17 protein-coding genes are annotated in these 20,940 nt (G+C 64.8%); 13 read left to right on the top strand and 4 right to left on the bottom strand.

Features of this window, described 5'->3' with window-relative positions; translation table 11 throughout:
• Nucleotides 1-225 precede the first annotated feature (225 nt).
• Together GGD63_RS35930 and GGD63_RS35925 are read left to right on the top strand one after the other, a co-directional pair.
• On the top strand, nucleotides 226-1,002 hold the full coding sequence (locus GGD63_RS35930; protein WP_183249422.1) for a thioredoxin family protein: 777 nt from the start codon (nucleotides 226-228) through the stop codon (nucleotides 1,000-1,002).
• 577 nt (nucleotides 1,003-1,579) lie between these two features.
• Nucleotides 1,580-1,951 (top strand): DUF2794 domain-containing protein, encoded by a 372-nt coding sequence (locus tag GGD63_RS35925; protein WP_183249420.1) that lies wholly within the window; start codon nucleotides 1,580-1,582, stop codon nucleotides 1,949-1,951.
• A 124-nt stretch (nucleotides 1,952-2,075) separates the two neighbouring features.
• Here GGD63_RS35925 and GGD63_RS35920 read toward each other — a convergent pair whose 3' ends face one another.
• The 4 genes from GGD63_RS35920 to GGD63_RS35905 all read right to left on the bottom strand — a co-directional run bounded on the left by GGD63_RS35920 (nucleotide 2,076) and on the right by GGD63_RS35905 (nucleotide 7,281).
• Nucleotides 2,076-2,606, bottom strand: a complete 531-nt coding sequence (locus GGD63_RS35920) for a GNAT family N-acetyltransferase (RefSeq protein WP_246785799.1) — start codon at nucleotides 2,604-2,606, stop codon at nucleotides 2,076-2,078.
• Nucleotides 2,607-2,930: 324 nt separating this feature from the next.
• Nucleotides 2,931-3,722 (bottom strand): Bax inhibitor-1/YccA family protein, encoded by a 792-nt coding sequence (locus tag GGD63_RS35915; RefSeq protein ID WP_183249416.1) that lies wholly within the window; start codon nucleotides 3,720-3,722, stop codon nucleotides 2,931-2,933.
• 269 nt (nucleotides 3,723-3,991) lie between these two features.
• Nucleotides 3,992-6,562 carry an ABC transporter permease gene (locus GGD63_RS35910; RefSeq protein WP_183249414.1) on the bottom strand — a complete coding sequence of 857 codons (2,571 nt, stop codon included), beginning with the start codon at nucleotides 6,560-6,562 and terminating at the stop codon, nucleotides 3,992-3,994.
• Nucleotides 6,559-7,281 carry an ABC transporter ATP-binding protein gene (locus GGD63_RS35905; protein ID WP_183249413.1) on the bottom strand — a complete coding sequence of 241 codons (723 nt, stop codon included), beginning with the start codon at nucleotides 7,279-7,281 and terminating at the stop codon, nucleotides 6,559-6,561. The genes GGD63_RS35910 and GGD63_RS35905 overlap by 4 nt, the downstream gene beginning before the upstream one ends.
• Before the next feature lie 55 nt (nucleotides 7,282-7,336).
• On the opposite strand from GGD63_RS35905, the gene GGD63_RS35900 reads away from it, so the two are divergent.
• The 11 genes from GGD63_RS35900 (at nucleotide 7,337) to lpdA (ending at nucleotide 20,919) form a co-directional block, all read left to right on the top strand.
• Complete coding sequence (locus GGD63_RS35900) at nucleotides 7,337-7,972, top strand: arylesterase (protein ID WP_183249411.1); 636 nt, start codon at nucleotides 7,337-7,339, stop codon at nucleotides 7,970-7,972.
• A 174-nt stretch (nucleotides 7,973-8,146) separates the two neighbouring features.
• Nucleotides 8,147-8,683: an RNA 2',3'-cyclic phosphodiesterase gene (gene thpR, locus GGD63_RS35895; RefSeq protein ID WP_183249410.1), complete on the top strand. Its 537-nt coding sequence runs from the start codon at nucleotides 8,147-8,149 to the stop codon at nucleotides 8,681-8,683.
• A gap of 239 nt (nucleotides 8,684-8,922) precedes the next feature.
• The gene (zapE, locus tag GGD63_RS35890; RefSeq protein WP_183249408.1) at nucleotides 8,923-10,110 is read left to right on the top strand and encodes a cell division protein ZapE; all 1,188 of its coding nucleotides are present in this window, start codon (nucleotides 8,923-8,925) and stop codon (nucleotides 10,108-10,110) included.
• 252 nt (nucleotides 10,111-10,362) lie between these two features.
• Nucleotides 10,363-11,331 carry a malate dehydrogenase gene (gene mdh, locus GGD63_RS35885; RefSeq protein ID WP_008145224.1) on the top strand — a complete coding sequence of 323 codons (969 nt, stop codon included), beginning with the start codon at nucleotides 10,363-10,365 and terminating at the stop codon, nucleotides 11,329-11,331.
• A 209-nt stretch (nucleotides 11,332-11,540) separates the two neighbouring features.
• Nucleotides 11,541-12,737 (top strand): ADP-forming succinate--CoA ligase subunit beta, encoded by a 1,197-nt coding sequence (gene sucC, locus GGD63_RS35880; RefSeq protein WP_183249406.1) that lies wholly within the window; start codon nucleotides 11,541-11,543, stop codon nucleotides 12,735-12,737.
• A 4-nt stretch (nucleotides 12,738-12,741) separates the two neighbouring features.
• Complete coding sequence (locus GGD63_RS35875) at nucleotides 12,742-13,221, top strand: DUF1579 family protein (protein WP_183249404.1); 480 nt, start codon at nucleotides 12,742-12,744, stop codon at nucleotides 13,219-13,221.
• Between the two features lie 36 nt (nucleotides 13,222-13,257).
• Nucleotides 13,258-14,142 (top strand): succinate--CoA ligase subunit alpha, encoded by an 885-nt coding sequence (gene sucD / locus GGD63_RS35870; protein ID WP_183249402.1) that lies wholly within the window; start codon nucleotides 13,258-13,260, stop codon nucleotides 14,140-14,142.
• 137 nt (nucleotides 14,143-14,279) lie between these two features.
• Complete coding sequence (locus GGD63_RS35865) at nucleotides 14,280-17,237, top strand: 2-oxoglutarate dehydrogenase E1 component (protein WP_183249400.1); 2,958 nt, start codon at nucleotides 14,280-14,282, stop codon at nucleotides 17,235-17,237.
• Between the two features lie 170 nt (nucleotides 17,238-17,407).
• Nucleotides 17,408-18,646: a 2-oxoglutarate dehydrogenase complex dihydrolipoyllysine-residue succinyltransferase gene (gene odhB / locus GGD63_RS35860; protein ID WP_183249398.1), complete on the top strand. Its 1,239-nt coding sequence runs from the start codon at nucleotides 17,408-17,410 to the stop codon at nucleotides 18,644-18,646.
• A 53-nt stretch (nucleotides 18,647-18,699) separates the two neighbouring features.
• Nucleotides 18,700-19,461, top strand: coding sequence for an SDR family oxidoreductase (locus tag GGD63_RS35855; protein ID WP_183249396.1), 762 nt, complete (start codon nucleotides 18,700-18,702; stop codon nucleotides 19,459-19,461).
• Nucleotides 19,462-19,518: 57 nt separating this feature from the next.
• Entirely contained in the window at nucleotides 19,519-20,919 is a 1,401-nt protein-coding gene (gene lpdA / locus GGD63_RS35850; protein WP_183249395.1) for a dihydrolipoyl dehydrogenase, read from the top strand.
• Nucleotides 20,920-20,940 lie beyond the last annotated feature (21 nt).

Genomic DNA, 20,940 nt, shown 5'->3' with positions numbered 1-20,940 from the left:
TTGTGAACGGTGGCTCACCGCGACGTGAGTAGAAGGTTAAACGAAGGCGGCCTATCAAAAGGCCGCCTTCGCGCGTTTGCGGCATGCTTTGGGTGGGCCCATCCGGCGGAAAATCGGCTTGGCACGGTTTCCTGGATGGTTGAGCGTGCTGCGCCCCGTAAGACTACGGTGACCATCAATCGATAAGATTCCCTCTTCCACGAGCTTTGGTGTGCGGCGTTCGACATGACAACAATGACGGCTTCTCATCTGATTTCACGTTGGTCCGGTGCCCTCTGGTCGGGAGCCCTCGGCATCTGTGCGATCGTCGCCGTCATCCGTCCCGCCCATGCCGATCCTCGCGCCGTTGTCGAATTGTTTACCTCACAGGGCTGCTCGTCCTGCCCGCCCGCCGACAAGGTCATCGGCGATCTCTCCAGCGATCCCTCGATCATCGCGCTGAGCATGCCGATCGATTATTGGGACTACCTCGGCTGGAAGGATACGCTGGCGGATTCGCGTTTCTCGGCACGGCAGCGTGCCTACTCACGCATGCGCGGTGACCGCGAGGTCTACACGCCACAGGTTGTCGTCAACGGCTCCACGCATGTCATCGGCAGCGATCGCGCCGGCATCGAAAGCGCGATCGGCAAGTCCGACAAGGGCACCGGCGTGATGAGCGTGCCGGTGACGATGTCGCTCTCGGGCAAGCAGATCAACGTGTCGGTCGCCGCGAGCAACGAGCCGGCGGTCTCGCATGGCGAGGTCTGGATCTGTTCGATCGCCAAGTCGGTGCCGATCGCGATCGCCAAGGGCGAAAATCGCGGGCAGCAGATCACCTATCACAACGTGGTGCGCAATTTGCTCAAGGTCGGTGACTGGACCGGCCGTCCGGAAAGCTGGACCGTGCCGATCGAGAACCTCACGCGCGACGGCGTCGACGGCGCGGTGGTCTACGTCCAGGACGGCAGCCGCGAGAAGCCGGGCCCGATGCTGGGCGCGGCGTACACGTCACTGCACTGAGCGCGCTTAGATCGTCTCCGCAAAATCGTCTTCGTCATTCCGGGGCGCGCCTCTTGGCGCGAACCCGGAATCCATCGATCCACTATCCGAACTGAGAAATGGATTCCGGGCTCGCGCTTCGCGCGCCCCGGAATGACAGCGAATTCGGAAACATCCCGACACAAACAAAAAAGGACCAACTCGCGTTGGCCCTCCTTGTCGCGCGTACAGACCCGATCCTGTTCGACCCCGGGGGGCTGGGGGCTGAGGAATCCGGAACCGAAAGGACCGGGTCAACGCACATAACTCTTTTCGCAGTGCAGGGCGGCAGGCGCTGGGCGGAAAAGCGGCGAGACTAAGATTCTTGAGCACGATCCCGTGACGGTTCGTCGCGACAGAGTTCCACCCCTGCGTGTATTCCGATTCGCACCGGATTCCATCGGTTGAGTCCCTGGGGGCTCTGGGCTTCTTCCCCCGGGTTCCATCGAGGGCCCTTGCGAAGGACAGCGGTTGGCGCAATCATGCAATTGTCATGATCCGCGGTTCCGGGGACGTTTTCGCGGACGCGGTCATGTTGTGCGACGAGGAGGCGCTTCCCATGAGCCTGATGCCGGAGGATGCCGATCCGAGCGGGCAGCGCGCGGCGGCGCGCCCCGCCGCTGCGAACGCGCAGTCGAACCGGGTGACCTTCAGCCGGCTCGAGCTGCACCGTATTCTCAATCTTTATGGCCGCATGGTTGCCGACGGCGAATGGCGCGACTACGCCATCGACTTCCTGAAGGAGCGTGCGGTGTTCTCGGTCTATCGCCGCGCCTCGGAAGTGCCGATCTATCGCATCGAGAAGGATCCGCGCCTCGCACGCAAGCAGGGCATGTACAGCGTGATCTCGGCGACGGGTTTGATCCTGCGCCGCGGCCATGAGCTCGAGCGCGTGCTGCTGGTGATCGATCGCAAGCTGGCGGCGGTGTGACGACCTTCGGTCGTCATTCCGGGGCGCGACGAAGTCGCGAGCCCGGAATCCATTCGTCCACCGTCTGTGCCGTTCAATGGATTCCGGGCTCGCGCTGCGCGCGCCCCGGAATGACGAGTGAGCCCTACTTCGCCGGCACGCTCCGCGCGCCCTCGCCGAGGTCGCGCTGCATCATCACCGTATCGAGCCAGCGGCCGAATTTCAGCCCGACACTGGGATGCGTGCCGATCATCTTGAAGCCGCCTCTGGTGTGCACGCCGATCGAGCCGGCATTGGCGGAATCGCCGATCACAGCGATCATCTGGCGGAAGCCGCGCGCCTCGCACTCGGTGATCAGCCGCGCCAGCAGCTTTGAGCCGACACCGCGGCGGTGGAAGGACGGATCGAGATAGATCGAGTTCTCCACCGTGAAGCGGTAGGCCGGCCGCGGCCGGTAGGCGCCGGCATAGGCGTATCCGGCCACGCGCCCGTCGAGGATGGCGACGAAATAGGGATAGCCGCCGTCGACCAGCGCGCGGTAGCGGCGCTTCATCTCGGCAAGGTCGGGCGGGTCCAGCTCGAACGTCGCCGTGCCCTCGCGGACGGCCTGCTGGTAGATGGCGGTGATGGCGGGAAGGTCGGCCTCGGTTGCGGGCCTGATTTCAGGTGCGGACATGAGGGCGAGACTAGAGCGTTCCCGCGAGCGCTGGAAGGGGCCTGGGCGCATCCCACATCCTCCGTCATTGCGAGGAGGGTCGCCTCCATTTTCCTCCGCTGTCATGCCCCGCCACCGGGTCTCGCCTCCGGCGAGCCCGATGACAGGCTCCGGCGGGGCATCCAGTACGCCGCGGCTTCTCGATAAATCACTGACGTCTCCGGCGTACTGGATCGCCCGGTCAAGCCGGGCGATGACAAGCGGTGGGTGTTGCAACACCCACCCCCAAACAAAAACCCCGGCCGAGAGGCCGGGGTTCGTGTCCGGTTCTCTCGGGTCTATCGCCTAGTCGCGCTGGCCGAGGAGCTGCAGGAGCAGCGTGAACAGGTTGATGAAGTTCAGGTACAGCGACAGCGCGCCGGTGATGGCCGCACGCTCTGCGATGTCACCGCCGGCCGAAGCGTAGCCGTAGATGTAGTCGTTCTTCAGCCGCTGCGTATCCCAGGCGGTGAGACCTGCGAACACCAGCACGCCGACCACCGACACGATGAACTGCAGCATCGAGCTCGCCAGGAACAGGTTCACCAGGCTTGCGATGATGATGCCGATCAGGCCCATGAACAGGAACGAGCCCATGCCGGTCATGTCACGCTTGGTGGTGTAGCCGTAGAGGCTCAGCGCGCCGAAGGTCGCTGCGGTGATGAAGAACACCCGCACGATCGAGGTGTGGGTGAACACCAGGAAGATCGACGACAGCGAGATGCCCATCAGCGCCGAGAACACCCAGAACAGGATCTGGGCGGTCGAGGGGGCGAGGCGGTTGATGCCCGCCGAGATCACGAACACCATCGCGAGCGGCGCGAGCATGAACAGCCACTTCAGGGGGCTGACGAACATCGCGTAGCCGAACGGCGTCAGGAACAGCTTGCCGACGCGGACGGCGTCCGCCGTCGGAACGTCGGTCACGGCGGCCATGTAGACGCCGAGCGCGGCCAAGCCCGTGATGGCGAGGCCAATGCTCATGTAGTTGTAGATGCGCAGCATGTATGCGCGCAGGCCGGCATCGACCGTCGCGGCGTCAACACGCCCGGCGGCCCTGCCGAAAGGAGAAGCGTAGTTACGGTCTAGGTCCGACATGGTCGAATTCCCGTTGGTTGGCCGGTCCGGCATGAGGGTCGCCATGCCGCCGGTTCGTCAAATTCTATCTCGGATACCGCTGCCTGCCGACTAAATTTTGGCTAACAATCGGGGCTCCGAACCCATTCGATATGTGGGAAACTAACACATTCGCTGCAACCGTCCACGCGCGGCTGAATGTCGCCCTCACCCACAATCCAGACGGGCGGACGTGGTTAATCGCAGGAATCGTGCGATTTCGCTCCCGCGCGGCCGGCCGCTACCATTTGTCACAAATTCCGCAACACCGTGGCGGGCTTTTTGTTCAACGCCAGCAGCGTGCCGGCGAGCCCGAGCCCGACCGTGACGATCAGGGCGGCCACCACCACGCCGGCCGCGCTGCCGGCCTGCCAGACGAAGCTGAGCGTCATCAGCCGCGTCACGATCATCCAGGCCGCGATGCTGCCGGCGATCACGCCGAACACGGCAGTGGCAAGCCCGATCAGGAGGTATTCGAGCGCATAGGCGCCGAGCAGCCGCAGCCGCGTCGCGCCCAGGGTCTTCAGGATCACCGCATCGTAGACCCGGTGACGGTGGCCGGCGGCGAGCGCCCCGCCCAGCACCAGGATCGCCGAAATCAGGGTCACGGCGCTGGCGCCGCGGATCGCCAGTGCCAGATTGGTCACGACCGAGCCGACCGTCTCCATCACCTCGCGCACGCGCACGCTCGTCACCATGGGGTAGGCGTCGGCCACCTGCTTGATGATCCTGCCGTCACCCGCGGCATCGCCGCCCGCTTCCGTCAGGGTCGCGATATGGGTGTGGGGTGCGCCCTTGAAGGCGTTGGGCGAGAACACCAGGACGAAGTTGATGCCCATCCCCTGCCAGTCGATGTTGCGCAGATTGCTGATCTTCGCCGGGATGTCGCGGCCGAGCACGTTGACCACCACCTCGTCGCCGAGCTTGAGGCCGAGCCCGTCGGCGATCTTCTTCTCCATCGAGACCAGCGGCGGGCCGGAATAGTCCGCGCTCCACCACTCGCCCTCGACCACCTTCGAGCCCTTCGGCAGCTCGGCCGTATAGGTCAGGCCGCGGTCGCTCTGCAGCACCCATTCGGAATCCGTGCTGGGCTTGAGCTCCTCGGCGCGCACCCCGCGTGCGGCGACGATACGGCCGCGCAGCATCGGCACGTCCTCGACTTTCGCGCCCGGTGCGATCTGCCGCAGATAGAAGTCGAACTGCTCGGCCTGCGTGCTCGGGATGTCGATGAAGAAGAACGACGGTGCGCGGTCGGGCAGGGCCGCGAGGAACTGCCGGCGCAGATTGCCGTCGATCTGGGTGATGGTGACGAGCACGGCGAGCCCGAGGCCCAGCGACAGCACCACCGACGGCGTCAGCGCGCCCGGCCGGTGGATGTTGGCGATCGCAAGCCGCAGCATCGGCAGCCGCGTCCGCGGCAGCCGCCGCGCGATGGTCATCAACAGGGCGGCGATGCCGCGGAGCAGGGCGAACACGACGACGGAGGAGGCCACGAACACCGCGGCGATGCGCTTGTCGAACGAGAGACCGATCACGACCGCGACGAGCAGGGCGATCACGACGCCCATGAGGACGAGATAGCTCAGGCGCGGCCGGTGCCATTCGGAGCTGATGGTGTCGCGGAATAGCGCCGCCACCGGCACGTCATGCACGCGCCCGAGCGGCCACAGGCCGAAGGCGAGCGCGGTCAGCAGGCCGTAGACGAAGGACAGCGCGAGCTCGTCGGCATGCACGGCCGGCACCACCGGCAGCGGCAGCAGCTTGCCGAACAGCCCGACGATGGCGAACGGCATCGCGGCGCCGAGCGCTAGGCCAATCACGGACCCGATCGCGGCCAGCAGGATCACTTGCGCCAGATAAATCCCGAACACGTCGCGTCCGGTAGCGCCGACGGCCTTGAAGGCTGCGATCACCTCGAGCTTGCGGTCGATATGGCTCTTGACGGCGTTGGCGACGCCGACGCCGCCGACCAGCAGCGCGGCGAGGCCGACCAGCGTCAGGAACTGCGTGAAGCGGCTGATGTTGCGCTCCAGCTGCGGCGAGGCATTGGACCGGCTGCGGATCTCCCAGCCGGCCTGCGGCGCGGCGCTCCGCGCATCCGCGATGAAGGCCTCGGTGGCGCGCTCGTTGTTGGCGGTGTCGGGCAGCTTCACCCGGTAGACCCAGCGCACCAGGCTGCCGGGTTGGATCAGGCCGGTGGCGCGCAAGGCCTCCTCGCTGATCAGGAAGCGCGGGCCGAAGCCGATGCCGCCGGCGAGCTTGTCGGGCTCGGCCTCGACGGTCGAGCGGATCTGGAAGGTCGCAGATCCGATGGTGACGCGGTCGCCGGTCTTCAGTGACAGTCGTGCCAGCAGCGTCGGATCGGCGGCGGCGCCGAACGCGCCGTCACGCTCGGCGAGCAGATCGGTCATCGGCAGTGGCGGTGCCAGCGTCAGCTGTCCCAGCATCGGATAGGTGTCGTCGACCGCCTTCATCTCGACCAGCGCGAGCTTGCCCTCGGTCGAGCGCGCCATGCCGCGCAGGGTCGCAGCGGTCGAGACGGTGCCGCGCGAACGCAGGAACGCGACCTCCTCCGGCTTGGCCTCGCGCTGGAACAGCACGAAGGAGACGTCGCCGCCGAGCAGTGTGCGGCCCTCGCGGGCGAGTCCGTCGGAAAGACTGGCCGAGACTGAGCCGACACCGGCGATCGCCATCACGCCGAGCGCGATGCAGGCGATGAAGACATAGAAGCCGCGCAGGCCGCCGCGCAGTTCGCGCAGCGCATAGCGCAGCGACAGCGCGACGGCGTTGGGCTTCGCGAACGGTTCGGCCACGGCGCTCATGCCGGCGCAGTCTGGGTATCGATGCGGCCCGAGCGCAAGCGGATGACACGATCGCAGCGATGCGCCAGCGAGGAATCGTGCGTGACCAGCACCAGCGTCATGCCGCGCTCGGCATGCTTGGTGAAGAGCAGGTCGACGATCTGCTTTCCGGTGGCTTCGTCGAGATTGCCGGTCGGCTCGTCCGCGACGAGGATGGCGGGATCGGGCGCCAGCGCACGGGCCAGCGCAACGCGTTGCTGCTCGCCGCCGGAGAGCTGCGTCGGGTAGTGATGCAGGCGGTCGCCGAGGCCGACCGATTGCAGCTCCTCTGCCGCGCGCTTGGCGGCGTCGGGATTGCCGGCAAGCTCGAGCGGCACGGCGACGTTCTCCAGCGCCGTCATGGTCGGGATCAGATGGAAGGACTGGAAGACGATGCCGACCTGGCGGCCGCGGAAGCGCGCCAACGCGTCCTCGTCGAGGGCATTGAAAGCCGTGCCTGATACCACCACCTCTCCGCTATCAGGACGCTCCAGCCCCGCCATCACCATCAGCAGCGTGGATTTGCCCGAGCCTGACGGGCCGATCAGGCCGATCGTCTCGCCCGAGGCGACGCGCAGGCTGATGTCCTTGAGGATGTGAACGCGTGCCGCGCCCGTGCCCAATGAGAGATTGACGTTGGAGATGGCGATGGTGTCCATCGCGGTCGTGGCGAGCGAAGAGGGATAAATGCGAGTGTCCATGGTCCGGTCATATGGCAACTCCGATAGCGCGGTCGAGAGGCGTTACGGATTGTTCATGCACATAGCCGTGTTGATGCTCGCCTTCATGACAATTGCGAACCCGGCTTGGGCGGACGCGACAAAGACGGTCAAGCTTGTGGTCCTCGGCGATTCCTTGAGCGCCGGCCTCGGTCTCCCGGCCCAGGAGGCGTTCCCCCAGAAGCTTCAAAAAGCCTTGCATGCCAAAGGCATAGCGGTCGACATGACCAATGCCGGCGTGTCCGGCGATACCACCTCCGGCGGCCGCGACCGGCTCGACTGGTCCGTGCCTGACGGAACCGATGGCGTCATCGTCGAGCTCGGCGCCAACGACGCGCTGCGCGGCATCGACCCTGCCCTGACGCGCGCGGCGCTGACCGACATCGTGCAGCGGCTCAAGGCGCGCAAGATTTCAGTCATGCTCTGCGGTATGCTGGCGCCGCCGAATTACGGCGCCGAATACGCGGCGCGCTTCAATTCGATTTATCCGGATCTGGCGAAACAATCGGGCGTGCTGCTCTATCCGTTCTTCCTCGAGGGCGTTGCGGCCGACGCCAAGCTCAACCAGGCCGACGGCATCCATCCGACCGCGGCGGGCGTCGACATCATCGTCGGCAACATCATGCCCACGGTGGAGGCATTCCTCGGCACGATAACCGAGCAACGGCGTTGAAAAGCAGGCAGCGCTAACCCTAATTCCCAGGGTTTTCACGGGGTGGCCCGCACGATGCTTCGCAGAGTCACACAACTGCGATAGGAATCAGGGTACCGGTGATTCGTCGCCGGCTCTAATTTGGATATGGTTCTCGCCTCGAGGGCTGTACCGAAGCATCGGGAGTGCGAAACGATGCCGCGTTTGTTCACTGGTCTGGAAATTCCGGCCGACATCGGCCAGTCGCTTTCCAACTTGCGGGGCGGCCTTCCCGGCGCCCGATGGATCGATCCCGAAAATTATCACGTCACCCTGCGCTTCATCGGCGACATCGACGGCGTCTCCGCCAACGAGATCGCCTCGATGCTGTTTCGCGTCGACCGCAAGCCGTTCGAGGTCAAGGTGCAGGGGCTCACCAGCTTCGGCGGCCGCAAGCCGCGCGCGGTGGTCGCAACGATCGCGCCGAGCAAGCCGCTGATGGAATTGCAGGCCGAGCTCGAACGCATGATGCAGCGGATTGGCCTCGATCCGGAGGGCCGCAAGTTCATCCCGCATGTGACGCTGGCGCGGCTGCACGACGCCTCCGACCGCGACGTCGCCGACTACCTGTCGCTGCGCGGCTACTTCCCGAGCAAGGCGTTCATGGCCGAACGCTTCGTGCTGTTCTCCTCGCGCGCCTCCACCGGCGGCGGGCCTTACATCGTCGAGGACGCCTACGAGCTGTGTGCGTAGGTCTTCACCTCTCCCCGCTTGCGGGGAGAGGTCGAATTCGATCGCAGATCGAATTCGGGTGAGGGGGTACAGGTCTCTCGATGGATCTCATACGCGGATAGACCCCTCACCCCAACCCTCTCAGGGCGAACGAAGTTCGTCCCGCCCCCGTAAGAACGGGGCGAGGGAGAAGAAACGCGCATACCTCCGACCTCAATTCACGGCTTGCAATTTCCCTCCGTCTCTGGCGGTAAGGGACCATGCTCTCCACTCCCAGTTCCCCATTCCGCGAGGCATACCAGGCCGAGATCGCGGCCGGCGCGATCGAGCCGGATGCTGCGCAGGCCGAGGTCGCCGAGGCCTATGCGGCGCTCGACCAGCGGCTCGCAAGTTACAAGCCCGCGCGCAAGCAGGGCCTGCTCAGCCGCCTGTTCAGCAGCAATGACAAGGACGATGCCCCGCGCGGGCTCTACATCCATGGCGAGGTCGGCCGCGGCAAGACCATGCTGATGGATCTGTTCTTTCAGAACTCCTCGGTCGAGCACAAGCGCCGCGCGCATTTCCACGAATTCATGGCGGATGTGCATGAGCGCATCTACGACTATCGCCAGAGCATCGCACGCGGCGAGATCTCCGACGGCGACGTGATCGCGCTGACCGCGAATGCGATCTTCGAGGAGAGCTGGCTGCTCTGCTTCGACGAATTCCATGTCACCGACATCGCCGACGCGATGATCCTGGGACGCCTGTTCGCGAAATTGTTCGAGCTCGGCACCGTCGTGGTCGCGACCTCGAACGTCGCGCCCGACGATCTCTACAAGGGCGGCCTCAACCGCTCGCTGTTCCTGCCCTTCATCAAGCAGATCACCGATCACATGGACGTCGCGCGGCTCGATGCGCGCACCGACTTCCGCCTGGAGAAGCTGCAGGGCGTGCCGATGTGGCTGACGCCGGCCGACGGCGATGCGGATGCCGCGCTCGACCGCGCCTGGTTGCGAATGTCGGGCGGCGCTAAATGCAGGTCGCGCGACATTTCGATCAAGGGCCGCATCCTGCACGTGCCGTGCTCGGCCCACGGCGTGGCGCGGTTCTCGTTCGCCGATCTCTGCGAGAAGCCGTTAGGTGCATCCGACTACCTCAGGCTGGCGCACGACTATCACACCATCCTGGTCGACCATATTCCAGTGATGGACTTCTCCCGGCGCAACGCCGCCAAGCGCTTCATCACGCTGATCGATACGCTCTATGACAATGCCGTGAAGCTGATGGCCTCGGCGGACGCCAACCCGATCTCACTGTACCTCGCCAGCGAGGGCACCGAGGCCATGGAGTTCAAGCGAACGGCGTCGCGCCTGATCGAGATGAGCTCGGAATCCTATCTGGCGCTGCCTCACGGCCGCAAGGATTCCACCGCCAGCGGCTCCACCAAGGGCCTGGTGGAGACTTAAGTCCTATTTGCCAGCGCTGTCATTCCGGGGCGCGACGAAAGTCGCGAGCCCGGAATCCATCGCGCCACGAACTCTGCCGCCCGATGGATTCCGGGCCTGTACCTGTCGGCGCATCCCGGAATGACGGACCGGTATGCTGGCTGCTCTCTCGGCAAGCCCGACAAATGGGCATCCGCCGACTTGAACGCGGGAAGCGAAAGGGATAACCACCCATCAGTTTTCCCTCCTCACGTGTCTAAAGGACAGGTTCACATGGCGCGCGACAAGATTGCTTTGATTGGCTCCGGTCAGATCGGCGGAACGCTGGCTCACCTCATCGGCCTGAAAGAACTGGGCGACGTCGTGATGTTCGACATCGCCGAGGGCGTGCCGCAGGGCAAGGCGCTCGACATCGCACAATCTTCGCCGGTCGACGGGTTTGACGCGCATTATACCGGCGCCAACTCCTACGAAGCGCTCGACAACGCCAAGGTCTGCATCGTCACCGCCGGCGTGCCGCGCAAGCCCGGCATGAGCCGCGACGACCTCCTCTCCATCAATCTCAAGGTCATGGAGCAGGTCGGTGCCGGCATCAAGAAGTACGCCCCCGACGCCTTCGTCATCTGCATCACCAACCCGCTCGACGCGATGGTCTGGGCGCTGCAGAAGGCTAGCGGCCTGCCGCACAAGAAGGTCGTCGGCATGGCCGGTGTGCTCGACTCGGCCCGCTTCCGCTACTTCCTGGCCGACGAGTTCAACGTCTCCGTTGAAGACGTCACCGCCTTCGTGCTCGGCGGCCATGGCGACACCATGGTGCCGCTGGTGAAGTACTCCACCGTCGCCGGCATCCCGCTGCCCGACCTCGTCAAGATGGGCTGGACCTCGCAGGCGCGCCTCGACGAGATCGTCGATCGCACCCGCAACGGCGGCGCCGAGATCGTCAATTTGCTCAAGACCGGCTCGGCCTTCTACGCCCCGGCGGCGTCGGCGATCGCGATGGCCGAGAGCTATCTGCGTGACAAGAAGCGCGTGCTGCCCAGCGCCGCCTACCTGAACGGCGAATACGGCGTGAAGGACATGTATGTCGGCGTGCCCGTCGTGATCGGCTCCAAGGGCGTCGAGCGCGTCGTCGAGATCGAGCTCGCCGGCAAGGACCGCGAAGCCTTCGACAAGTCGGTCGGTGCCGTGCAGGGCCTGGTCGACGCCTGCAAGAAGATCGCGCCCGATCTTCTGGGCCGCTAAGGCGCAGAGAATACCCCGCCGAAGATCGAACACCGGTCTTCGGCGGTTTCACTTCCGGGACCCGGCTGCCGGGGAGGGTTTCGGTTCGACAGTCCAGAGATCTCGTAGTCAAAGAATCCGGGTTGCAGTTCCTGTGGTATATGGTATGCCAGCCACAAGACTGAGGTGGGCCCAAGAGGTCACCGCCCGCGGGTTCAGGGAGCGACCATATGAATATCCATGAATATCAGGCCAAAGCGCTGCTGGGTGAGTTCGGCGTGCCGATCTCCAAGGGCGTGCCGGTCCTCAAAGCCACTGATGCGGAAGCCGCTGCCAAGGCGCTGCCGGGTCCGGTCTATGTGGTGAAGAGCCAGATCCATGCCGGTGGCCGCGGCAAGGGCAAGTTCAAGGAAGCCAGTGCCGGCGACAAGGGCGGTGTCCGCATCGCCAAGTCGGCCGCGGAAGTCTCCGAATTCGCCAAGCAGATGCTGGGCGCGACGCTGGTGACCGTGCAGACCGGTCCTGCTGGCAAGCAGGTCAACCGCCTCTACATCGAGGACGGCTCCGACATCGACAAGGAATTCTACCTGTCGATCCTGGTCGACCGCGAAACCTCGCGCGTCTCCTTCGTCGTCTCGACCGAAGGCGGCGTCAACATCGAGGACGTCGCGCACAACACCCCCGAGAAGATCGTGACCTTCTCGGTCGATCCCGCCACCGGAATCATGGGCCATCACGGCCGCACGGTCGCGAACGCGCTGAAGCTCTCCGGTGATCTCGCCAAGCAGGCCGAGAAGCTCACCGCGCAGCTCTATGCGGCCTTCGTCGCCAAGGACATGTCGATGCTGGAGATCAACCCGCTGGTCGTGACCAAGCAGGGCCAGCTCCGCGTGCTCGACGCCAAGGTGTCGTTCGACGACAACGCGCTGTTCCGTCACCCCGAGGTGCTCGCGCTGCGCGACGAGACCGAGGAAGACGCCAAGGAAATCGAGGCGTCCAAGTACGACCTCAACTACGTCACGCTCGACGGCAACATCGGCTGCATGGTCAACGGCGCCGGTCTCGCCATGGCGACGATGGACATCATCAAGCTCTACGGCATGGCGCCGGCGAACTTCCTCGACGTCGGCGGCAGCGCCAGCAAGGAGAAGGTCGCGGCCGCGTTCAAGATCATCACCGCCGATCCCAACGTGAAGGGCATCCTGGTCAACATTTTCGGCGGCATCATGAAGTGCGACGTGATCGCCGAGGGCGTCACGGCTGCGGTTCGTGAAGTCGGCCTCAGCGTGCCGCTGGTGGTCCGCCTCGAAGGCACCAATGTCGAACTCGGCAAGAAGATCATCCTTGAATCCGGACTGAACGTGGTGCCGGCCGACAATCTCGACGACGCCGCGCAGAAGATCGTGAAGGCCGTCAAGGGAGGCTGAGGCCATGACCCAGGACCATCTCGCCGCATCATCTCCGCTCACCGAGCACACGCGCCTCGCCGTGTTCGCCGGCGAATGGGATGGTGAGGAGATGGTCTTCCCGTCGCGCTGGACGGCGGGCGGGCCGGCCACCTCTCACGTCGTCGCGCGCATGGACCTGAATGGATTTTATCTGATCCAGGACGCGGTGCAGATGCGCGACGGCAAGCAGAGCTTTGCCACCCACGGCATCTTCACCTTCGACCGCGACGACCGGACCTACAAATTGTTCTGGTACGACTCGCTCGGTTACACGCCGCCCTCGCCCGCCTCAGGCGGGTGGGTCGGCAAGACCCTGACGCTGGTGCGCGGCTCGCTCCGCGGCAATGCGCGCCATGTCTACGAAATCATCAATGAGGATTCCTACTCGTTGAAGATCCAGTTCTCGCCGGACGCGGAAGGCTGGGCTGACGTCCTCACCGGCGTCTACCGCCGCATCCACTGACCCTCTCACTCTGTTAGTTTCGCGAAAGCAGACCTCATGTCCATCCTGATCGACAAGAACACCAAGGTCATCTGCCAGGGCTTCACCGGCAAGAACGGCACCTTCCATTCCGAGGCCGCGATCGCCTACGGCACCAAGATGGTCGGCGGCACCTCGCCGGGCAAGGGCGGCTCGACGCATCTGGGCCTGCCGGTGTTCGACACCGTGCGCGACGCGCGTGAGAAGACCGGCGCCGATGCGTCGGTGATCTACGTGCCGCCGCCGGGCGCGGCCGATGCGATCTGCGAAGCCATCGACGCCGAGATCCCGCTGATCGTCTGCATCACCGAGGGCATTCCGGTCATCGACATGGTGCGCGTGAAGCGCTCGCTGATCGGCTCCAAGTCGCGCCTGATTGGGCCGAACTGCCCGGGCGTCATGACCGCCGGCGAGTGCAAGATCGGCATCATGCCCGCCAACATCTTCAAGACCGGTTCGGTCGGCATCGTCTCCCGCTCGGGCACGCTGACCTATGAAGCCGTGTTCCAGACCTCCCAGGAGGGTCTCGGCCAGACCACCGCGGTCGGCATCGGCGGCGACCCGGTCAAGGGCACCGAGTTCATCGACGTGCTGGAGATGCTGCTCGCCGACCCCAAGACCGAGTCGATCATCATGATCGGCGAGATCGGCGGTTCCGCCGAGGAGGACGCCGCCCAGTTCCTCAAGGACGAGGCCAAGCGCGGCCGCAAGAAGCCGATGGTCGGCTTCATCGCCGGCGTCACCGCCCCTCCCGGCCGCCGCATGGGCCATGCCGGCGCGATCATCTCCGGCGGCAAGGGCGACGCCGGTTCCAAGACCGAGGCGATGAAATCGGCAGGGATTACAGTGTCCCCGTCGCCCGCCCGCCTCGGCCATACGCTTGCCGAAAAGTTGAAAGGCTAATTCACTTCTTCGTGCTTTTCCGGGCGAAGTTTCGCAGCAAATAGGGTAAAGGGTGCCTGTCGCGCCGAGCCTCTGCCGGGGAGCTCGGCGCCAGCGCCGTTTGTTATGCGCGAACCGAAATCGCCAGGAACTCAAGTATGTCTCGCCAGGACGCGAACGCAGCCTTTGCCCTGTCATCGTTTTTGCAGGGCACCAACGCCACCTACATCGACGAAATCTATGCCCGCTACGAGAAGGACCCGTCCTCGGTCGACGCCGAGTGGCAGGAGTTCTTCAAGAGCCTCAACGACCAGCCCGCCGACGTCCGGAAGAACGCGGAAGGCCCGTCCTGGGAGCGGGACAACTGGCCGCTGACGCCCAAGGATGATCTGACCTCCGCGCTCGACGGCAACTGGGCCGAAGTCGAGAAGGCGGTCGGTGCCAAGATCGCCGCCAGGGCGCAGGCCAAGGGTGCGGACATCTCCTCCGCCGACGTGCTTCAGGCCACGCGCGATTCTGTCCGCGCCTTGATGCTGATCCGCTCCTACCGCATGCGCGGCCACTTCCACGCCAAGCTCGATCCGCTCGGCATCGAAGCCCAGCGCAACCGCGAAGAGCTCGACCCGCGCACCTACGGCTTCAGCGAAGCCGATTTCGACCGCAAGATCTTCCTCGATCACGTGCTCGGCCTCGAATACGGCAGCTTGCGCGAGATCACCGCGATCTGCGAGCGCACCTACTGCCAGACGCTCGGCGTCGAGTTCATGCATATCAGCAATGCCGCGCAGAAGGCCTGGATCCAGGAGCGCATCGAGGGACCCGATAAGGAGATCTCGTTCACGCGCGAAGGCCGCAGAGCCATCCTGACGAAGCTGGTCGAAGCCGAGGGTTTCGAAAAGTTCTGCGACACCAAGTTCACCGGCACCAAGCGCTTCGGCCTCGATGGCGGTGAAGCGTTGATCCCCGCGCTCGAGCAGATCATCAAGCGCGGCGGCAATCTCGGCGTGAAGGAAATCGTGCTCGGCATGCCGCATCGCGGCCGCCTCAACGTGCTGACCCAGGTGTTGGGCAAGGCCCATCGCGCACTGTTCCACGAGTTCAAGGGCGGCTCGGCCAACCCCGACGCGGTCGAAGGCTCGGGCGACGTCAAGTACCACCTTGGCGCCTCCTCGGACCGCGAGTTCGACGGCAACCGCATCCATCTGTCGCTCACCGCCAACCCCTCGCATCTCGAGATCGTCGATCCCGTCGTGCTCGGCAAGGTCCGCGCCAAGCAGGACCAGCATGGCGATCCGCCGGACATGCGTATCTCCGTGATGCCGCTGCTCATGCACGGCGATGCTGCGTTCGCCGGCCAGGGCGTGGTCGCCGAATGCTTCGGCTTGTCGGACCTGAAGGGCTACCGCACCGGCGGCTCCGTGCACTTCATCGTCAACAACCAGATCGGCTTCACCACCTATCCGCGTTACTCGCGCTCTTCGCCTTACCCGTCGGATGTGGCGAAGATGATCGACGCGCCGATCTTCCACGTGAACGGCGACGATCCGGAAGCCGTCGTGTTCGCCGCGAAGGTCGCGACCGAATTCCGGCAGAAGTTCCACAAGCCCGTCGTCATCGACATGTGGTGCTATCGCCGCTACGGCCACAACGAGGGCGACGAGCCGGCATTCACTCAGCCCGTGATGTACAAGCGGATCGCGGCCCATCCCTCGACCCTCACTCTCTACTCCAAGCGCCTGATTGCCGAAGGCGTGGTCACTGAGGGTGAAGTCGACAAGCTGAAGGCCGACTGGCGCTCGCGGCTCGATGCCGAGTTCGAGGCCGGCACCTCCTACAAGCCGAACAAGGCCGACTGGCTCGACGGCAAGTGGTCCGGCTTCAAGATCGCCGACCAGGAAGAGGATGCGCGGCGCGGCGTCACCGGCGTCGACATCGCCACGCTGAAGGACATCGGCCGCAAGATCACCAAGGTACCGGACGGCTTCCGCGTTCACCGCACCATCCAGCGTTTCCTCGATAACCGCTCGAAGGCGATCGACACCGGTACCGGCATCGACTGGGCGACCGGCGAGGCGCTGGCGTTCTGCTCGTTGCTCAACGAAAACCATCACGTCCGCCTGTCCGGACAGGATTCGGAGCGCGGCACCTTCTCGCAGCGCCACTCGGTCCTGATCGACCAGGAAGACGAGAGCCGCTACACGCCGTTCAACCATCTCGGCCACGAGCAGGGCCACTACGAGGTCATCAACTCGCTGCTGTCGGAAGAGGCCGTGCTCGGCTTCGAGTACGGTTATTCGCTCGCCGAGCCGAACACGCTGACCCTCTGGGAAGCCCAGTTCGGCGACTTCGCCAATGGCGCGCAGGTCGTGTTCGACCAGTTCATCTCCTCGGGCGAACGCAAATGGCTGCGCATGTCCGGCCTCGTCTGCCTGCTGCCGCACGGCTATGAGGGCCAAGGTCCGGAACACTCCTCGGCGCGCCTCGAGCGTTACCTGCAGATGTGCGCGGAAGACAACATGCAGGTGGTCTACCCGACCACGCCGGCGAACTACTTCCACGTGCTGCGCCGGCAGCTGCATCGCGAGATCCGCAAGCCGCTGATCATGATGACGCCGAAATCGCTGCTGCGTCACAAGCGGGCGGTGTCGCGTCTCGAGGAGCTCGCGAAGGGCACGACCTTCCACCGCATCCTCTATGATGACGCCCAGATGCTGCCGAACGAGGCGATCAAGCTCGTTCCGGACGAGAAGATCCGCCGCATCGTGCTGTGCTCCGGCAAGGTCTATTACGACCTCTACGAGGAGCGCGAGAAGCGCGGCATCGACGACATCTATCTGATGCGCGTCGAGCAGCTCTATCCGGTGCCGCTGAAGGCGCTGGTGGCCGAGCTGTCGCGCTTCAAGAAGGCCGAGATGGTGTGGTGCCAGGAAGAGCCCCGCAACATGGGTGCCTGGCACTTCATCGAGCCCTATCTGGAATGGGTGCTGAACCAGGTGAACGGCGTGAGCCGGCGTCCGCGTTATGTCGGCCGCGCCGCTTCCGCCGCGACCGCCACGGGTCTGATGTCCAAGCATCAGGCTCAGCTGAAGGCATTCCTGGACGAAGCACTGAGCTGAACTTTTTGAACTGCGTCATGCCCCGCCTTGTGCGCAATCGCGCACCGGGGCGGGGCATCCACTAGCCGTGACGTGAATGCGAGCGTCCCGGCTTGCTGGATGGCCTGCTTTTCGCAGGCCGATGACACCTGAATTCATGACCGCACTGGCGATCCCTTAAGGAAGAGACCATGACTGAAATTCGTGTGCCGACGCTCGGCGAATCCGTCACCGAGGCCACCATCGGCCGCTGGTTCAAGAAGGCCGGCGATCCCGTCGCTGTCGACGAGCCCTTGGTGGAGCTCGAAACCGACAAGGTCACCATCGAAGTCCCCGCGCCCTCCGCGGGCACGCTGAGCGAGATCATCGCCGCCGATGGCGCGACCGTCGCGGTCGGCGCGCTGCTCGGCCAGATCACCGACGGTGCCGGCGCTGCCAAGCCCGCCGCCGCGCCGGCCAAGGCTGCTGCTCCCGCCGCTGCCGCCGCTTCTGCTCCCGCGCCTGCTCCCGCCAAGGCGCCGCCGGCCGATGCCCCGCTCGCTCCGTCCGTGCGAAAACTGTCGGCCGAGACCGGCATCGACGCCTCGACCGTTCCGGGCTCCGGCAAGGATGGCCGCGTCACCAAGGGCGACATGCTCGCTGCGATCGAGCGCGCCGCGTCCGCGCCGACCCCGGTCAACCAGCCCGCTGCCGCCGTTCAGGTCCGGGCGCCGTCGCCGGCCGATGACGCCGCCCGCGAAGAGCGCGTCAAGATGACCCGCCTGCGCCAGACCATCGCGCGGCGCCTGAAGGACGTGCAGAACACCGCGGCCATGCTGACAACCTTCAACGAGGTCGACATGACCAACGTCATGGCGCTGCGCGCGCACTACAAGGATGCGTTCGAGAAGAAGCACGGCGCCAAGCTCGGCTTCATGGGCTTCTTCACCAAGGCCGTCGTGCAGGCGCTGAAGGACATCCCGGCCGTCAACGCCGAGATCGACGGCAGCGACCTGATCTACAAGAACTATTATCACATCGGCGTCGCCGTCGGCACCGATAAGGGCCTGGTCGTGCCCGTGGTACGCGACTGCGACCACAAGTCGATCTCCGACATCGAGAAGGGCATCGCCGATTTCGGCCGCCGCGCCCGTGACGGCCAGCTCAAGATCGACGAGATGCAGGGCGGCACCTTCACCATCACAAATGGCGGCATCTACGGCTCGCTGATGTCGACCCCGATCCTGAACGCGCCGCAGTCCGGCATCCTCGGCATGCACAAGATCCAGGAGCGGCCGATGGTCGTCGGCGGCAAGATCGAGGTCCGCCCGATGATGTATCTGGCGCTGTCCTACGATCACCGCGTGATCGACGGCAAGGAAGCCGTGACCTTCCTGGTCCGCGTCAAGGAGAGCCTGGAAGATCCGGCGCGCCTGGTGCTGGACCTCTGATCCCTGATGCTCTGCGAGCGCCGTCGCTCTTTCGCGACGGCGCATGTTGAACCATGGAGGCGCGCGTGACGGATAAAGTCGTTGTCATCACCGGCGGCAGCCGCGGCATCGGGCGGGCGACCGCGATTGCGGCGGCCGCGCGCGGCTTTCGTGTCGTCGTCGGCTATGCCAGCAACAAGGCCGCGGCCGACGAGGTCGTCGCCGAGATCGAGGCCAGCAACGGCAAGGCCATTGCGGTGAAATGCGATGTCGCCGAGGAAAGCGACATCCTCAACCTGTTCAAGGAGGCCGACAAGTTCGGCACGCTCGGAGCGCTCGTCAACAATGGCGGCATCGTCGGCAAGAGCGGCGTGCGCGTCGACGAGATGTCGGCCGAGCGCATCCAGCGCGTGATGGCAGTCAACGTCACCGGCTCCATCCTCTGCGCGCGCGAAGCCGTGAAGCGGATGTCGACCAAGCATGGCGGCAAGGGTGGCGTCATCGTCAACCTGTCGTCGGTTGCTGCCCGTCTCGGCGCACCCAACACCTATGTCGACTACGCCGCGTCCAAGGGCGCGGTCGATTCCTTCACCGTCGGCCTCGGTTATGAGGTCGCGAACGAAGGCATCCGCGTCGCCGCGATCCGTCCCGGCCTGATCGACACCGAGATCCACGCTGCCGGCGGCGAGCCCGACCGCGCCCATCGTCTGGCCCATATGGTGCCGATGAAGCGCGTCGGCACCGCCGACGAAATCGCCAATGCCATCGTCTGGCTGCTCTCGGATGAGGCATCCTACGTCACCTCAGCCATTCTCGATGTGTCCGGCGGACGCTGACGCGCCGCGCGGACGCTGACACATCCTCCTCACGCTAAACCTACGGGACTTTCTCTCATGGCTACCTACGATCTCGTCGTCATCGGCACCGGACCGGGCGGTTATGTCTGCGCGGTGCGCGCAGCCCAGCTCGGCATGAAAGTCGCCGTGGTCGAAAAGAACGCAACGCTCGGCGGCACCTGCCTCAATGTCGGCTGTATGCCGTCGAAGGCGCTGCTGCACGCCTCCGAGATGTTCGAGGAAGCCGCGCACTCCTTCGCCAAGATGGGCGTGTCGGTCTCCTCGCCGAAGCTCGATCTTCCGGCGATGATGAACTTCAAGCAGCAGGGCATCGACGGCAACGTCAAGGGCGTCGAGTTCCTGATGAAGAAGAACAAGATCGACGTGCTCAAGGGCACCGGCAAGATCCTGGGGACCGGCAAGGTCGAAGTCTCCGCCGACGGCAAGTCGCAGGTGGTCGAGACCAAGAACATCGTGATCGCCACCGGCTCCGACATCGCGCGCCTGAAGGGCATCGAGATCGACGAGAAGCGCATCGTGTCCTCGACCGGCGCGCTGTCGCTGGAGAAGGTGCCAGGCAGATTGCTGGTCATTGGCGCCGGCGTGATCGGGCTCGAACTTGGCTCTGTGTGGCGCCGGCTCGGATCCGAAGTCATGGTGGTCGAATTCCTCGATCGCATTCTGCCCGGCATGGACGGCGAGATCGCCAAGCAATTCCAGCGCATCCTTGAAAAGCAGGGATTTGCATTCAAGCTGGGTTCGAAGGTCACCGGCGTCGAAGCGACCAGCAAGACATTGCTCGCGAAAATCGAACCGGCTTCCGGCGGTGCCGCCGAGACCATCGAGGCCGATGTCGTTCTGGTCTGCATTGGCCGCACGCCCTACACGGACGGGCTCGGCCTGAAGGAGGCGGGTGTCGCGCTCGACCCGCGCGGCCGCGTCCAGATCGATCCGCATTTCGCCACCAGCCTGAAGGGCGTCTATGCCATCGGCGACGTCGTCGCCGGCCCGATGCTCGCGCACAAGGCCGAGGACGAGGGCGTTGCGGTCGCGGAGATCATCGCCGGCCAGGCCGGCCACGTGAACTACGATGTGATCCCGGGCGTCGTGTATACCACGCCGGAAGTGTCCTCCGTCGGCAAGACCGAGGAGGAGCTGAAGCAGGCGGGCACAGCCTATACCGTCGGGAAGTTTCCCTTTACCGCCAACGGCCGCTCCAAGGTCAACCAGACCACTGACGGCTTTGTGAAAATTCTCGCAGATGCGAAGACCGATCGCGTGCTCGGCGTGCACATTATCGGCATTGAGGCCGGCGAAATGATCCATGAAGCCTGCGTTCTCATGGAATTTGGCGGCAGTGCGGAAGATCTCGCCCGCACCTGCCACGCCCATCCGACCCGCTCGGAGGCCGTCAAGGAAGCCGCGCTTGCAGTCGGCAAGCGGGCCATCCATATGTAGGCTCGCGCCCAGCGACGAATC

Source organism: Bradyrhizobium sp. cir1 (assembly GCF_014198245.1).
GTDB lineage: Bacteria > Pseudomonadota > Alphaproteobacteria > Rhizobiales > Xanthobacteraceae > Bradyrhizobium.
This window is presented reverse-complemented; position numbering and strand designations above follow the sequence as displayed.

Coding starts and splice junctions, on each gene's coding strand:
- GGD63_RS35930 (WP_183249422.1), top strand. CDS start 226: ATGACAACAATGACGGCTTCTCATCTGATTTCACGTTGGTCCGGTGCC.
- GGD63_RS35925 (WP_183249420.1), top strand. CDS start 1,580: ATGAGCCTGATGCCGGAGGATGCCGATCCGAGCGGGCAGCGCGCGGCG.
- GGD63_RS35920 (WP_246785799.1), bottom strand. CDS start 2,606: ATGTCCGCACCTGAAATCAGGCCCGCAACCGAGGCCGACCTTCCCGCC.
- GGD63_RS35915 (WP_183249416.1), bottom strand. CDS start 3,722: ATGTCGGACCTAGACCGTAACTACGCTTCTCCTTTCGGCAGGGCCGCC.
- GGD63_RS35910 (WP_183249414.1), bottom strand. CDS start 6,562: ATGAGCGCCGTGGCCGAACCGTTCGCGAAGCCCAACGCCGTCGCGCTG.
- GGD63_RS35905 (WP_183249413.1), bottom strand. CDS start 7,281: ATGGACACTCGCATTTATCCCTCTTCGCTCGCCACGACCGCGATGGAC.
- GGD63_RS35900 (WP_183249411.1), top strand. CDS start 7,337: ATGCACATAGCCGTGTTGATGCTCGCCTTCATGACAATTGCGAACCCG.
- thpR (WP_183249410.1), top strand. CDS start 8,147: ATGCCGCGTTTGTTCACTGGTCTGGAAATTCCGGCCGACATCGGCCAG.
- zapE (WP_183249408.1), top strand. CDS start 8,923: ATGCTCTCCACTCCCAGTTCCCCATTCCGCGAGGCATACCAGGCCGAG.
- mdh (WP_008145224.1), top strand. CDS start 10,363: ATGGCGCGCGACAAGATTGCTTTGATTGGCTCCGGTCAGATCGGCGGA.
- sucC (WP_183249406.1), top strand. CDS start 11,541: ATGAATATCCATGAATATCAGGCCAAAGCGCTGCTGGGTGAGTTCGGC.
- GGD63_RS35875 (WP_183249404.1), top strand. CDS start 12,742: ATGACCCAGGACCATCTCGCCGCATCATCTCCGCTCACCGAGCACACG.
- sucD (WP_183249402.1), top strand. CDS start 13,258: ATGTCCATCCTGATCGACAAGAACACCAAGGTCATCTGCCAGGGCTTC.
- GGD63_RS35865 (WP_183249400.1), top strand. CDS start 14,280: ATGTCTCGCCAGGACGCGAACGCAGCCTTTGCCCTGTCATCGTTTTTG.
- odhB (WP_183249398.1), top strand. CDS start 17,408: ATGACTGAAATTCGTGTGCCGACGCTCGGCGAATCCGTCACCGAGGCC.
- GGD63_RS35855 (WP_183249396.1), top strand. CDS start 18,700: ATGGAGGCGCGCGTGACGGATAAAGTCGTTGTCATCACCGGCGGCAGC.
- lpdA (WP_183249395.1), top strand. CDS start 19,519: ATGGCTACCTACGATCTCGTCGTCATCGGCACCGGACCGGGCGGTTAT.